Here is a 14,720-nt window from a genome sequence, read left to right on the forward strand (position 1 = left end):
GATTAGACTGTCTTCAGAGCTGTCTTAATTTTTTGAATAAATTCGGGTGCTTTCCTGCGGGATATTTCAATTTTACTTCCATCAATCATTGTTACATAATTCCCGCTTATATTCGAATAATCTTTAATGTACTTCAAACTGACTATGTGAGATTTGTGAACTCTGAAGAATTTTTCTTTTGGAAGATTCTCCTCAAAATCTTTTAATGTTCGGGATATAATTGAATTCTTTTTTTCTTTAACAATTACTTTTGTATAACAACCGTCGGCTTCTAATCTGATTATGTCATCAATAATAATTACATTAAAACCATGAGAAGCGGGGAGAACTAATTTTTCATTATCAATTTGAGTTACAACTTGATTAGCTCTTACTTGCAGTGATAAAATTTTTTTTACAGTCTGTTTCAGTTCTTTAATGTTTATCGGTTTGAGTATATAATCCGTAGCACCAGCTTTAATCGCTTTAATCCCGAATTCTTGATGAGCGCTGACGAATACTACAAAAAAGTTTCGTGAATCAAATTCGTCGAGAAAATCAAAACCGTTAAGTACCGGCATACTTATATCGAGAAAGACAATATTGGGATTGTGAATGTTTACAAGATTTCTTGCAGCCATTACTGAATCGGCTAATCCGAGAATTTCAATTTCGGAGCAGTAGTTTTCGATAATTGCTTTTAAATTTTCTCTACCGTGAAGTTCGTCATCAACTATAATGGCAGTGAGTTTATTTATTATGCCTTGTGAAGACATTTATGGATTGTCACATTTTTTAGTACTGGTAATAATACATATTGTACTATTAACAAACTACATTAATATTTGGATTACTTTCTATAGTTACTTATCTATCTTGCGACTTGAGAGTGGGGTTCAGAAATGAAATATTTATTTGCTTCAGTTTTAAGAAAATAAGTGTCTGTATAAATTTTGTACAGTTTACAATTAAGTTTATATCGAATTATTTTTTTTTAATAGGATTAAAATTAAAGAGGGGAAATAACCCCTCTTAACTATTTGATTAATACCATCTTCTTTGTATCTACAAAACTATCCGTAATAATTTGATAAAAATAAATCCCGCTGACAAGTTTACTCCCATCAAATTCTACTTCATATTTCCCAGGCTGCATGAATTCATCAACTAATATTGATATAACCCGGCCTAAGATATCAAAAACCTTTAATTGCACTTTACTGGTTTTATTAACATGAAATCTAATCATTGATTTAGGATTAAACGGATTGGGATAGTTTTGGTGTAATGTGAAGCTTGAAGGCAAAATGATTTCTTGCTCACCAACACTTGTAATTTCAGATTGGTGAATTTTATATAACAAAATAAAATCATCGCCGCTAATCCAAGTATGCACATCATCGTTGTGGTAAAAAGTTTCAATTTTACGAAGTTCAACAGAGGTTTCGGTTTCAATTTTGCGTTGAGAAATTAACTCACCGCTGGATGAAATATGGTATTCCAAGAGTACTCCATCTCTACCACTTTCAAGTGCAATAAATTCACCTGCAGAATTCTTACCTAAAATTTCAAAATCACTCGGGTGATTATTTACTATTTTACTAAAAATTGACCAATTCTTTCCACCGTCTACCGTTATTAAATTACCTTCGAATGATTTAGCAATGATCCCAAAGTTTCGATCAAAAAAATCAAAAGCCAACCCTCCAACAAAATACTTTTCGTGATCATAAATATGAAACCAAGATTTAGCTGTATCTTCGGATAACCAAAGACCGCTATTACGATCTAGCACAAACAAATAATTTGGTGCTATAAATACAATTTCAGAGAATTCCGTTGGACCGTTGGTAGAATCTATTGGAATTGTTTTCCAGGAAGAACCACTGTCAGTTGAAAGATAATTCAGAACTTCATGTTTTTCTGTCTCCGCATTAATTATTTTAGCAAAACTTAAAAGAATTGTGGAGTTATTTAATTTCCAGAGTTTTCTAAATTCGCTTGGATAAGGTTGAAGAGAGACTAATTCCCAATCATCACCACCATTAACAGTTTTATAAAGTCTACCTTTGCTAAAACCAATAAAACCAATCGACTCACTTAGCAAGGCAAAAGAATTAGGGGTCAAATTCATCTCATTTTTAATGTTTTGGATTGATTCAATTACCTCCCACTCATAACCACCATTGTTTGATCTGTAGAATGTATCTCTGCCTTGGCAAAAACCTACGTCTTTACTTACAAAATTCAGATCGATGATATCATCTTTTTTAAAATCATACAAATTTTCCCAACTTGAACCAGAATTTGAAGACCTAAAAAGACTATCTCCAAAATTAAATCCTAGTTCACCATTAAAAAATTTTAATTTCCTAAATCCATTTGTCCTCTGGTTGGTATTATGCCAATTATTTCCACCATCAGTGCTAACAAAAATTGTATCATCACTCACGATGTAAACGGTGTCCTCACTTGCAACACTTATTTGAGTAATCCACTTTGAATTTTCGGGTTTAGGCAAACCCGTCCAATTTCTACCAGAGTCTCGAGAAGTGTACACATCATAAATCTTGTGCTGAAAATATCCAATACTATCAGAAGCAAACTGTATATCAAATATATTGCTAAATAATCCCGACCATATTATCTCCCATGTTACTCCGAGATCGCTGCTTTTAAACAAGACATTAACCGAATCAGTAATAATTCCGAAATTCAAAGCATTATAATAATAAGCGTTAGCGATTATATCACCAGATGGTAGTTTTGTAAATCCATCTATCGCACCGTAACTATAATAAATTTCATCGTAAGCAGGATAGTTAATAGTAATCAAAAATTTTGGTAACTGGTAGGTAGTATCCCACTCATCAAAAAAATTGTCTAGTCGTAATATATTCCCATTGTAATCACTTTGTAAAAGTATACCACGAGTGACCGGTAAGAAATCAAGAAATCCCTGAATGGAAAAACTATGCATTACCCAACTTTCACCTCCATCCAAGGTAAAATATAAATTTGAGAATTCATCAAGTGATGACTTTTCTGGTAGTATATATCCTACATGCTCATCCGCAAATTTTATTCGATCAAATTTTTCATTACTAATCGATTGCTTATGTACCCATCGATTACCCTGATCATACGATTTATATATACTACCATTTTCGCTAATTAAAATAAACTCTCTCTCATTAATAAATTGTATATCAACTATTCTATCATGAGGTAACGGTGGGTAAATTCTAGTTTGTGAATTAGTTTGAATAGTAAACAAGATCAAAAGACAACATAAAATTTTCATTTTTAATTAGATTTTATATAGAATAAACTAAATTTAACTAATACTTATTAAAGAGGCAATGGTATTATTAAGAAGATTTGTACGAGCAGAGAGTTCTGGTTATTTATTTTATTAAGTGGTCTGTGATTTTTGAATTGAATATTAAACAGATCAACAAATTTTATATTAATAAGATCTAGAAACATAACTTGTGATATTAGTTTTTATTCGGCTTCAAAACTTTTTCATCAAGATAATTAATTTTACTGCTGTAGCAGCTATGTCCGCCGCCATTTGTTTCACAATGCCCGCCTCCGCAGCAACCGGATTCACCTTTCTTCTTCCATTTTGCAAAATGAAGTGCCATTGCCATTAACGAAAACGCTAACACAAAAAATAACGTGACTATAACTATTTGTAACATTTATTTTAATTTCCTTTTTACTTTTCAAAAAGTTCTATAAACTTTGGACTTTTAACAGTTCCAAATCCAGTATCCTTCTTAACAATCATATAAACTGGAAGTTCCATTTCAACCGCGAAATCGTAAGCTTTTTCTGGACCCATAACATATAAAGCAGTGGCAAAACCATCTGCTCTTAAACAAGTAGAATCAAAAACAGTTATCGATGCCAGTTTATGAGTTATGGGTTTTCCTGTTCTCGGATCAATTGTATGTGAATATCTAATACCATTTTCTTCGAAGTAATTCCAATAATCACCAGAAGTTGCCATCGAAAGATCACTTAACTGAACAACTTTGTTAATTGCACCGGAATGATCAGCTTCCGAAATCCCAATCTTCCATTTTTCATTTTTATGATTTAATCCCGAGGTTCGAACTTCGCCGCCGATTTCAACCATTGAGTTTTTATAACCTAGCTCATTTAATAAAGCGAAAACTTTATCAACGCCAAAACCTTTTGCCGTTGATGATAAATCAATTTCCAAATTTGCAATACCTTTCATTACTGATGGGGGTTCGAGTTTCACATTCAAATTTTGAATTCCGACTAATTGCATTGCGGAATCAATTTCAGTTTGAGATGGAATTTTTCTTGGTCTTTGATCAGGTCCGAAACCCCAAATATTTACCAATGGTCCAACGGTAATATCTAAACTTCCGCTGCTTAATTTACAAATATCTATCGATTCATAAAGTACAAATGCAAAGTCTTCTGAAATTTCAAACCATTTATTACTTTCCAGATTATTAAATACTGAAATCTCGGAAGTCGGGATATACGTTGACATTTGCCGGTTTACTATGACTAAAACGGAATCAATTTTTTCTTTTAGTACAATTTCATTTAGTTGTGCAGTTGACTGATCGATCACAACTTTTACGGAATATGTTGTACCCATTGTTGAGCCGTTAATTTCTAAAAAATTGTTTTGCTCAACATTTGTACATGAAGTAATCAGCAGTAATAAGAAGATGAGAAAATATATAATTCTTTTAGGTTTCATAATAAACTGAAGCCGTAATTTAATTACGGCTTCGGGATGACTTTCTTTTAATTTTATTAACCACCGAAATCATCGAGTAAAATGTTTTCGGGTTCTACGCCAAGATCATCAAGAAGTTTTAAAACTGCTGCGTTCATCATAGGCGGACCGCATAAGTAGTATTCACAATCTTCCGGCGCAGGATGATTTTTAAGATAGTTGTCATAAAGAACTTGATGAATAAATCCAACGTAACCGGTCCAATTATCTTCCGGTAATGGTTCCGATAAACCAATATGCCAAGTAAAGTTGTCGTTCTCGGCAGCAAGCTTATCAAAATCTTCTTTATAGAAAATTTCACGAACACTTCTGGCACCGTACCAGAAAGTCATTTTGCGTTTTGATTTTAGTCTAACTAACTGATCAAAAATATGAGAACGCATTGGCGCCATACCAGCACCACCGCCAATAAATACCATTTCGTTATCGGTATCTTTTGCAAAGAACTCACCATATGGACCTGAGATTGTAACTTTATCACCCGGTTTTAAGTTAAAGATGAATGATGACATTTGACCGGGAGGAACATTCGGTAACCTAGGTGGAGGTGTTGCTATTCTTACGTTAAGCATAATCTTTCCTTTTTCGAGAGGAAAGTTAGCCATTGAATAAGCTCTCACAATCGGTTCGGTAACTTTTGATTTGTATTGCCAAACATTGTATTTATCCCAATCCTCTCTGAATTGTTCTTCAACTTCGAAATCTTTGAAGTCCAATTCGTGAGGAGGAGCTTCAATTTGAATATAACCACCAGCACGGAAATCTACATTTTCACCTTCAGGTAGTTCAAGAACAAGTTCTTTAATAAAAGTAGCAACGTTCTTATTTGACTTAACTGTACATTCCCATTTTTTAATATCAAAAACTTCATGCGGGACTTCAATCTTCATATCGCTCTTTACGGGAACTTGACAACTCAATCTAAAATGTTCGCGAACTTGTTTTCTGTTCAATTTAGATTTTTCTGTAGGTAGAACGTCACCACCGCCATCACTAACTACACATTTACATTCACCGCAGGTACCACCTCCGCCACAAGCCGAGGGTAGATAAATTTTGTTATCGGCTAATACGTTTAACAATTTTCCGCCGATTGGAACTGTAATTGCTTTTTCGGGATCGTCATTAATTGAAATGCTTACGTTGCCAGAAGCAACTAATTTTGATTTAGCAAATAAGATTAATCCAACCAAGACCAACACAATCAAGGTGAACATCACGACGCCGATAATTATTATGTTGATTCCTTCCATGTTAAAAAATCCTTATAATTGAATTCCGGAAAACAGCATAAATGCAATAGCCATTAATCCAACAGTTATAAAAGTTATACCGAGACCTCTTAATCCTTCGGGTACATTACTGTATTTCATTTTCTCACGAATACCGGCAAGAGCAATAATCGCAATCGCAAATCCGGCGCCTGAACCTAACCCAAATACAACACTCTCACCGAAGATGTAATCTCTTTCTACCATAAAAAGTGTACCACCAAGGATTGCACAGTTAACAGTAATGAGAGGTAAAAATATTCCAAGCGAGTTATATAATTTTGGGACGAACTTATCAAGCACCATTTCTAATATCTGAACCATTGCGGCAATTACGCCAATGTATGTGATCAATCCGAGAAATGTAAGATCAAGTGTTTCAAAACCAAGACCGGCAAGGGCACCTTCTCTAAGTACATTATTATATATAAGATTATTAACCGGAACCGTAATAGTTTGCACAACAACTACGGCAATACCTAAACCGACAGCAGTTTCAACTCTTTTAGAAACGGCAAGAAATGTACACATTCCTAAAAAGAATGCTAGTGCCATATTCTCGATAAAAATGGATTTTATAAAAAGACTTAAATAATGTTCTAACATAATTATGCCTCCTCAACTTGTTCTGGTTTCCAAGTACGAATTGCCCAGATTAGTAAACCGATTATAATAAATGCACTTGGAGCTAAGAGGAATAAACCATTAGGATTATACCATCCGCCTTCGGTATTTAATTGGAATACTGTAAATCCAAGTAATTTACCGGAACCGAATAGTTCTCTAAAAAATCCTACAAACAGAAGTACAAATGAATAACCTAAACCGTTTCCAATTCCATCAAGAAAACTTCTTCCGGGTGTATTTTGAAGAGCAAATGCTTCAGCTCTACCCATAATAATACAGTTGGTTATAATTAATCCAACATAAACTGAAAGCTGTTTGCTTATATCAAAAAGGAAAGCTTTTATGATTTGATCGGCAATGATTACCAAAGAAGCTATAATTGTCATTTCAACTAAAATTCTTATGCTGCCGGGAATATGATTTCTAATTAAGCTAACAGAAAAATTAGAGAGAGATACAACAAAAATTACAGCAAGCGACATAACAATAGATGTCTCTAACTTTGATGTAACAGCTAACGCAGAACAGATACCTAGAATCTGTAACGCAATAGGGTTATTATTAAAAATCGGGTCGAGTAATATTTCTTTATATTTCTTCATTTGACCCCTCCACTCTCACATTCTCAATAAAAGCGCCGTAGCCATTTTCGCCAAGCCAATATTTCATTAAATTATCAAGTCCGCGTGTTGTTAAAGTTGAACCGGAAAGTCCATCAATTTGATGATTAGCTTTTGGGTTTGTAGGATCAACTTTTCCTTTTAATACTTCTATGATAAATTCACCATCTTCGTTGAAAGCTTTTTTACCTTTCCAGCTGGCTTTCCAGTTTGGATTATCAACTTCACCGCCAAGACCGGGAGTTTCACCATGTTCGTAAAAAGTTATCCCTTCAACATTTTTTAGTTCTTTATCTAATGAGATAAAGCCATACATTGTTGACCATAATCCTTTCCCATGTACGGGGAAGATAAATTTATCAATATTCTTATCTTCAGTAAGAACTTCATAAATGATCATGTGGGTTGGTTTACGCTTGATACCCGCGATATCTTCAGAGGAGGGAATACTTACACTTAAATCTGAAATATTGCTTACCTTTTTAATATCGAAGTTTTTGGGCGTAAGCAATTCGGATTTTTCTTCCGGATTTATAACTTCACCACTTTCTAGTTCGATAGTAACGGCTTTTATTTTGTTGTTATAAATTTCTTGCGGGTTCTTATTTTCATAATCGATCCCGCCGGCCGCGAGAATATTCTTTATTTTATCTACTTGTTTATTTTCTGCTTGTCTTGAGCTTAAGGAGACCGCAGCAGAAGAAACTAAAATAGAGCATACAAGACATATTCCTAACGCAACCTGTATAGTTTTTTTTGTGCTATCAGATGACATTTCTTGCAAGCCTCCTTTTAATATTTTTGTTTATAAAGTATCGATCTATTATAGGAGCGAATACGTTCATGAATAAAATGGCCAACATCATACCTTCCGGGAAAGCCGGATTAACAACCCTAACTAAAACTGTAAGGAAACCGATTAAAAATCCGTAAACATATTTCCCGTTTTCAGTCATTGCAGCACTAACGGGGTCGGTTGCCATAAATACTGTTCCGAATGCAAATCCGCCTAATACAAAATGCCAGTATAATGGCATTTCAAACATCGGATTTGTTGAACTTCCAACTGTATTAAGTAATAAGGTCGTAAGTGTTGTTCCAACAATAATTGAGAACATTATCTTCCATGAACCAACTTTACTTATTATTAATATTGCTGCACCGATTAAACATGCAAGCGCTGAAGTTTCTCCCATGGAACCTGGAATAAAACCTAAGAACGCATCCATCCATGAATATGAAACTTCCATTGTGGAATCAGCAAATTGTGCTAAAGCTGTTGCTTGACTAAGTCCATCAACTGCAACCCAAACTTTATCGCCCGAAATTTCTGCCGGATAAGCGAAGAATAAAAACGCTCTAGCGGTTAATGCCGGATTTAGAATATTCATCCCCACACCGCCGAATACTTCTTTTCCAATAACGACACCGAATGAAATTCCAATAGCAACTTGCCAGTAAGGAATATTAGGAGGAAGTATTAATGGAAATAAGAGTGATGTAACAAGAAATCCTTCATTGATTTCATGTTTTCTAACGGTGGCAAAAATCACTTCCCAAAATCCACCGACAGCAATAGTTACCAAATAAACCGGCAGAAAGTACAACCCGCCAAAAATTATATTGGCTAAAATGTTTGAAGGATCAAAACCGAACCCAAGCCATTGTAAAACTTGAGCTTGCCAGTGTGGCGAGCTTGTTGCACCGGTTGCCTGCAAACCAAGATTAGCTTGTAAACCTGTATTATAAAAAGCCATAAAAACTGCCGGAGCTAACGCAATAACAACCATCATCATCATACGTTTAAGATCCATCACATCTCTAACATGCGAAGCCGATTTTGTCTGGGATGCGGTTGTATAGAGGAAAGTATCAGCAGCTTCATACAAGGGGAATAACTTCTCAAGTTTTCCGCCTTTATGGAAATGTTTTTCCTGTTTGTCTAAAAAGTTTCTTAAAAGCTTCACGAATTAACCTTCCTTTTCAATAATTGTTAAATTTTCCCTTAACATAGGTCCGTATTCTAGTTTAGAAGGACAAGAAAAAGTACATAGTGCTAAATCTTCTTCATCTAATTCTAATATGCCGAGTTGTTCAGCTTCTTCAACATCTTTTACCGCCAGTGCACGTAATAGATATGTCGGAAGAATATCCATCGGCATTACTTCTTCAAAATTTCCACTTGGTACAATTGCTCTTTTACCGCCGTGAAGTTCTGTGCTGAATTCGTATTCTTTAGATGGAGACAATTTTGAGAATACTATATTTTTCATTGAATAATGATTAACAAATGGATTTAACCATCCTAAGAAATTTCGTTTAACCGGATTAGGAATAACAGAAATTTGTTGATGAAATCTTCCTAAATAGGCTTCGGCATCAACCGCGTTTCTTCCTGAAAGTACCGAACCGGAAATTGCTCTATAGTTATCATCATTAATTTCATTTGTAATTATTTCGGTAATTGATGCACCGCGTCTGGTTTTAATTAATCTAGGATTTTTAACTGAAGAACCGGCAAGAGAAACAATTCTATCTGTCATAATTTTACCGGTTGTAAAGAGATGACCTATTGCTATCAAGTCTTGAGTGGTTATGTGCCAGACAAATCTTTTTCTACTAACCGGGCTTAAGAAATGTATATGTGTTCCAACATTACCTGCCGGATGCGGACCTTCAAATTCTTCAACTGAAATTTGCGGTGAATCAATAACCGGAACTTTTGAGTTTGGTGATTTACATACAAATATTTTCCCATCTGTAAGTTTAGAAATTACAGACAGACCATTTTTGAAATGATTTTCATTCATCCCAACAATTTTTTCAACAGAAGGCGCAAATGGATTCGTATCTATCACGGTTACGAATATAGCATGAGGTGTTGTATCGGGATCTGCAACTTTGCTGAATGGTCTAACTCTTAAAGCTGTCCATTCACCCGATTCGATGAGACGAGTAACTACATCTTCACGTTTCAAATTATTTAATTCAGCTTGAGATGTAGTTTTGAAAGTAACTTCTTCATTACCGCTTAATTCAATAACAAGTGAAAGAAAAACTCTTTTCTCTCCACGATTAATTTCAACAACCTTTCCGTTACCCGGCGATGTATATTGAACTGAAGGATTTTTTTTATCCGTAAAAAGAGGCTGCCCTAATTTTACAATATCTCCTTCTTGAACCAGCATTGTGGGTTTCATACCCACGTAATCATTTCCAAGCACAGCAACACGCCTGACTGGTGCTGCATCGGAAATTTCTTGGACTGGTTTTCCCTTTATCGGAATGTCCAATCCTTTAGTAAGTTTTATTCTTCCCATATTCTTCCTACATAATTCAAAATAAAGAGACAAAGATAACGATTTATACTGTCTTATTAAAGAAAATCCAGCTAACTAACACGAAATAAATCGCAACTTAAAAGAAAATTAATGATTAGATCTGGATTGTTTAGACTTTAGTAAAATTAATAAAAAAGTGCCATAATAGATAAATTTTTAAAGATTTTTAAGTATTTCAAAAAATTTAAGCATATATTCAAGAAAACATTACTTGTGTATTTAGTTCCAAAGCAGATCCTCAATTTAATTATCGAAAATTATCTTCGATAATGTAGATATGGTATTGTGTTTAATTTGAGGAATTATGATCAGCCTTTTTACCCTTTTCGAAGGAATGTTGATTGGATTGTTTTTCTTTAGTGCTCTCTTCAGTCTATTCTTGGCTTTAAAGTACATCGATAGAAAAACGAATCTAGCATATTTTGTATTTGCAACCTTTCTCGGATTGGGTATAACTTTTAACCTCCTCGGGTTTTATTCTAACCAAGTTTCAGAATTTTTATTAATCGATAAAATTAGTACTTCATTGTTAGCCATTGCAGGTATTTCATATATTTATCTATTATCGAATCTTACCAAGTATGTAAATCGTCCGCTTGAAATCTTTGCAATAATATGTTTATCAATATTTTTTATCATCAACATTGTATTACCTAACGGTGCAGCATGGAGTCACGTTGAGCAAATGTCTCCTACACAAATCTTTAATGTAGAAACAATCTACTACGCTGAAGGTACTGCATCAAGATGGTTGTTGTTTGTGCTGGCAATTTTACTATTACTTCTTTTCTATTCATCGTTAGCAATACGTTTTTTATTCCGAACAGGACAAAAACAAAAAGCCGTAATTTTATTATCAATGTTTACCATTGGTTTATCCGGATTAATAGTTGATCAAGCTCTAATATATTTCTACAATATTCAAATCCTGCTGCTGGATGATTTGGGTTACATGGGCTTTATAGTTTTAGTTGGATATATAAATTTTTACAGTGTTCTGAAATCAGCCCAAATGAAAAAAGATTTAGAACAAAATGAGATTAAATTCCGATCTTTGTTTCAAAATGCCGGCGATGGAATTCTACTTATAAAAGATGGTAAGATTATAGAGTGCAATAAAAAATCATTGCAGATATTTGATTGTAAAGAAGATGAATTAATAGGTAAAGCTCCTCATGAAATTTCTCCCAAATATCAATCATCGGGGGAGCTTTCATCCGAACTCGAAGAACAAAAGATTAAAGAGGCATTGGTTGGCGAGAGTTTATTTTTCGAATGGATTCACAAGCGAAAAGACGGTTCACTTTTTAACGCAGAAATTACGCTGGACAAATTTATTCTAAATGAAAATCAGTTTTTGCAAGCCCGAGTTAAAGATGTTACCCATACAAAAAGTATGGAAATTCAATTAAAAGAAAGTGAGTTTAAATTAAGAACACTCATCGAAGGAATGAACGACGGTGTTATGCAGGTCGATAACGATGATAGAATTGTGTTTGTAAATAATAAGTTTACCGAAATTCTTGGTTATACATTGGATGAAATCAAAGGTAAACCTGGTTACGAAGTTTTGCTCGATCAGGCTGATCATCATATTATTAAAAAAATGAACACACTTCGTACAAAGAAAGTAGCAAGTCAATATGAAATTGCATTTAGAAGTAAGAGCGGAAAGAAAATCGATTTCTTAGTAAGCGGATCGCCGGTTTATAATTCAGAAGGTGAGGTAATAGGCTCATTTGGTGTGTTGACGGATATAACTTTAAGGAAATCATCCGAAGAACGAATCAAGTTAAGTGAAGAAAAATTTAGATCGTTTATCGAGCAATCTTCAAACGGTTTTGTTTTGATGGATAAGAATGGAATCATAATAGAATTTAATGCTGCACAAGAAAAGTTGACCGGAATTCCAAAGCAGCAAGCAATAGGTAAATATATATGGGATATACAGCTAAGTATAATTGACACTTCAGAAATTCCTCTGCTGGAAGCAAAGGAGAAGTTAAATAGAATTAAAATGTTGACAAGTGATCCTAAACGCGGTAGAAGTTTTATCGAAAAAATTAAACAGACGGAAATAAAAATTATTAATAGAAACGGAAATAGTTTGGTAATTCTTCAATCTATTTTCCCGATTCAAACTGAAAAAGAACTCTATGTTGGTTCAATTTATATCGATATAACAGAGAGAAAGATAGCTGAAGAAGCTGTTAGAAACATAATTGATTCTTCTCCTTTTGGTGCTCATAGTTATAAAATTAACGGCAACGATGATCTTATCTTTAGCGGCTATAATAAATCAGCGGAGCAAATATTAGGTTCGGATCATTCTGTTTTTATGAACAAAACTATGGAAGAACTTTTCCCGCATTTAACCAAAACCGAGTTGGTTGATGTATATAAAAAATTGGCTAAAGGTGAACTTAGGAATTATGAGGGAATAATAAGATATGACGAAAAGGGAGTAAGAGGAATTTTTGAAATCTTTGCTTTTAATACCGGCGAAAATAAAATGAGTGTATTTTTTATTGATACTACAGAAAAACGAAAAGCTGAAGATACAATTGCAATTGAACGAAAAAATTTCTTGCGAATATTTGAAGATTCACCGATACCAATGCAAATTATCGAGAAAGAAGTACCGCATAAGAGATTAATTGTTAACAAAGCTTACTCAGATTTAGTCGGTGTAAGTATTCAAGAAATTTACTCGTCGTCAATTATTGATGCCGTTAAAAATGAAAATTTGCCGGTTGAGCTTTATGGTGAACTAAGTCATATGCTTGAATATAATGGTGAGTTAGAAAATCATCCTTTTAATTTTTATCACAAAAAACTTGGTAAAAGAAATTTACTGCTTACACTTCGCCCAATAATTTTCAACGATACAGAATGTATCCTTAATGTGGTTCAAGATATCACCGAGATAGAAAAGGCAAGGAAAGAATTACAATCGGCTTTTAACTATATCCAATTTATTATGGATTCGATACAAAGTGTAATAATTTCGGTGGATGTTGAATTGTTTGTGACTCATTCTAATAAAGCATCACGCGAATATTTTGATGAAGAGGCAGAAGATGAATATTTGTTTAACATGTTCCCGGGGCTTAATTTTATTGAAGATTCTTTACGTGAAGCAATTAGAAATCAATCAGAATCCGACAGTACTACAAAAAGTATAATAAAAGAAAATGGCGAGATTAAAAATTTTCTACTTACGGTTTCAAAAATTAAAAATGAACAGCAACCCGGTTTTGTATTAATGATTGAAGATGTAACCGAACGACAAAAGATTGATGAACTTATGATTCAATCAGAAAAAATGTTAAGTGTTGCCGGATTAGCAGCCGGTATGGCGCACGAGATAAATAATCCGCTTGGTACAATAGTTCAAGGATGTCAAAACATTTTACGTAGAACATCAGACGTTTTACCGAAGAATAATGATATTGCACAAGGACTTGGTTTAACAATTACAGCGATTGAAGCTTACATGAAAGAACGGCAAATACATGATATCATTGAATCTATGAGAACAGCAGCCGCTAAAGCTTCCGAGATTATAAAGAACATGCTCCAGTTCAGCAGAAGAAGTGAATCTAAGAAAGTAAAATACGATATGATTAAGCTGGTTAACGATACGCTTGAATTAGCATATAATGATTACGATATGAAGAAGAAATTCGATTTTAGGAATATTGATATAATTAAGGAGTTTCCTGAATCATTGCCTGATATAAAGATTACAGTAACTGAAATTGAACAAGTAATTTTCAACATTGTGCGTAACGCGGCTCAAGCTATTCATGAAGAAAATAATTTGGAAAAGATCCCACAAATTATTTTTAGATTGAAATTGGAAGCTGAATATGTAGTTCTCGAAATTGAAGATAATGGTCCCGGAATCCCCGAAAAAATTAGTCATAGAATTTTTGAACCATTCTTTACAACGAAAGAAGTAGGAGACGGAACCGGATTAGGTTTATCGGTATCATATATGATTATAAAGAATAATCATGATGGAATTCTTACGTTCAATTCAAAAGTAGGAAGAGGAACCACATTTATAATAAAATTACCAAGATAA

11 protein-coding genes are annotated in these 14,720 nt (G+C 33.9%); 1 reads left to right on the plus strand and 10 read right to left on the minus strand.

Annotated elements, in window-relative coordinates:
* Positions 1–2: 2 nt before the first annotated feature.
* The 10 genes from QY331_02450 to QY331_02495 all read right to left on the minus strand — a co-directional run bounded on the left by QY331_02450 (position 3) and on the right by QY331_02495 (position 10,609).
* A complete protein-coding gene (locus QY331_02450) occupies positions 3–755 on the minus strand; it encodes a LytTR family DNA-binding domain-containing protein (GenBank protein ID WKZ70115.1) in 753 nt (250 codons plus the stop codon).
* A 260-nt stretch (positions 756–1,015) separates the two neighbouring features.
* Entirely contained in the window at positions 1,016–3,283 is a 2,268-nt protein-coding gene (locus tag QY331_02455) for a T9SS type A sorting domain-containing protein (protein WKZ70116.1), read from the minus strand.
* 196 nt (positions 3,284–3,479) lie between these two features.
* Positions 3,480–3,686, minus strand: a complete 207-nt coding sequence (locus QY331_02460; GenBank protein ID WKZ70117.1) for a hypothetical protein — start codon at positions 3,684–3,686, stop codon at positions 3,480–3,482.
* A 17-nt stretch (positions 3,687–3,703) separates the two neighbouring features.
* On the minus strand, positions 3,704–4,732 hold the full coding sequence (locus QY331_02465; protein WKZ70118.1) for an FAD:protein FMN transferase: 1,029 nt from the start codon (positions 4,730–4,732) through the stop codon (positions 3,704–3,706).
* 56 nt (positions 4,733–4,788) lie between these two features.
* Positions 4,789–6,024, minus strand: coding sequence for an NADH:ubiquinone reductase (Na(+)-transporting) subunit F (nqrF, locus tag QY331_02470; GenBank protein WKZ70119.1), 1,236 nt, complete (start codon positions 6,022–6,024; stop codon positions 4,789–4,791).
* Between the two features lie 12 nt (positions 6,025–6,036).
* Entirely contained in the window at positions 6,037–6,648 is a 612-nt protein-coding gene (gene nqrE, locus QY331_02475) for an NADH:ubiquinone reductase (Na(+)-transporting) subunit E (protein ID WKZ70120.1), read from the minus strand.
* 2 nt (positions 6,649–6,650) lie between these two features.
* On the minus strand, positions 6,651–7,271 hold the full coding sequence (locus QY331_02480) for an NADH:ubiquinone reductase (Na(+)-transporting) subunit D (GenBank protein WKZ70121.1): 621 nt from the start codon (positions 7,269–7,271) through the stop codon (positions 6,651–6,653).
* Complete coding sequence (locus tag QY331_02485; GenBank protein WKZ70122.1) at positions 7,258–8,064, minus strand: Na(+)-translocating NADH-quinone reductase subunit C; 807 nt, start codon at positions 8,062–8,064, stop codon at positions 7,258–7,260. The genes QY331_02480 and QY331_02485 overlap by 14 nt, the downstream gene beginning before the upstream one ends.
* Positions 8,054–9,256: an NADH:ubiquinone reductase (Na(+)-transporting) subunit B gene (locus QY331_02490; protein WKZ70123.1), complete on the minus strand. Its 1,203-nt coding sequence runs from the start codon at positions 9,254–9,256 to the stop codon at positions 8,054–8,056. Before QY331_02490 ends, QY331_02485 begins: the two co-directional genes overlap by 11 nt.
* A gap of 3 nt (positions 9,257–9,259) precedes the next feature.
* The gene (locus tag QY331_02495; GenBank protein ID WKZ70124.1) at positions 9,260–10,609 is read right to left on the minus strand and encodes a Na(+)-translocating NADH-quinone reductase subunit A; all 1,350 of its coding nucleotides are present in this window, start codon (positions 10,607–10,609) and stop codon (positions 9,260–9,262) included.
* 325 nt (positions 10,610–10,934) lie between these two features.
* Here QY331_02495 and QY331_02500 point away from each other — a divergent pair, with 325 nt between their 5' ends.
* The gene (locus QY331_02500; GenBank protein ID WKZ70125.1) at positions 10,935–14,720 is read left to right on the plus strand and encodes a PAS domain S-box protein; all 3,786 of its coding nucleotides are present in this window, start codon (positions 10,935–10,937) and stop codon (positions 14,718–14,720) included.

The organism is Melioribacteraceae bacterium (assembly GCA_030584085.1).
Taxonomy (GTDB): domain Bacteria; phylum Bacteroidota; class Ignavibacteria; order Ignavibacteriales; family Melioribacteraceae; genus SURF-28.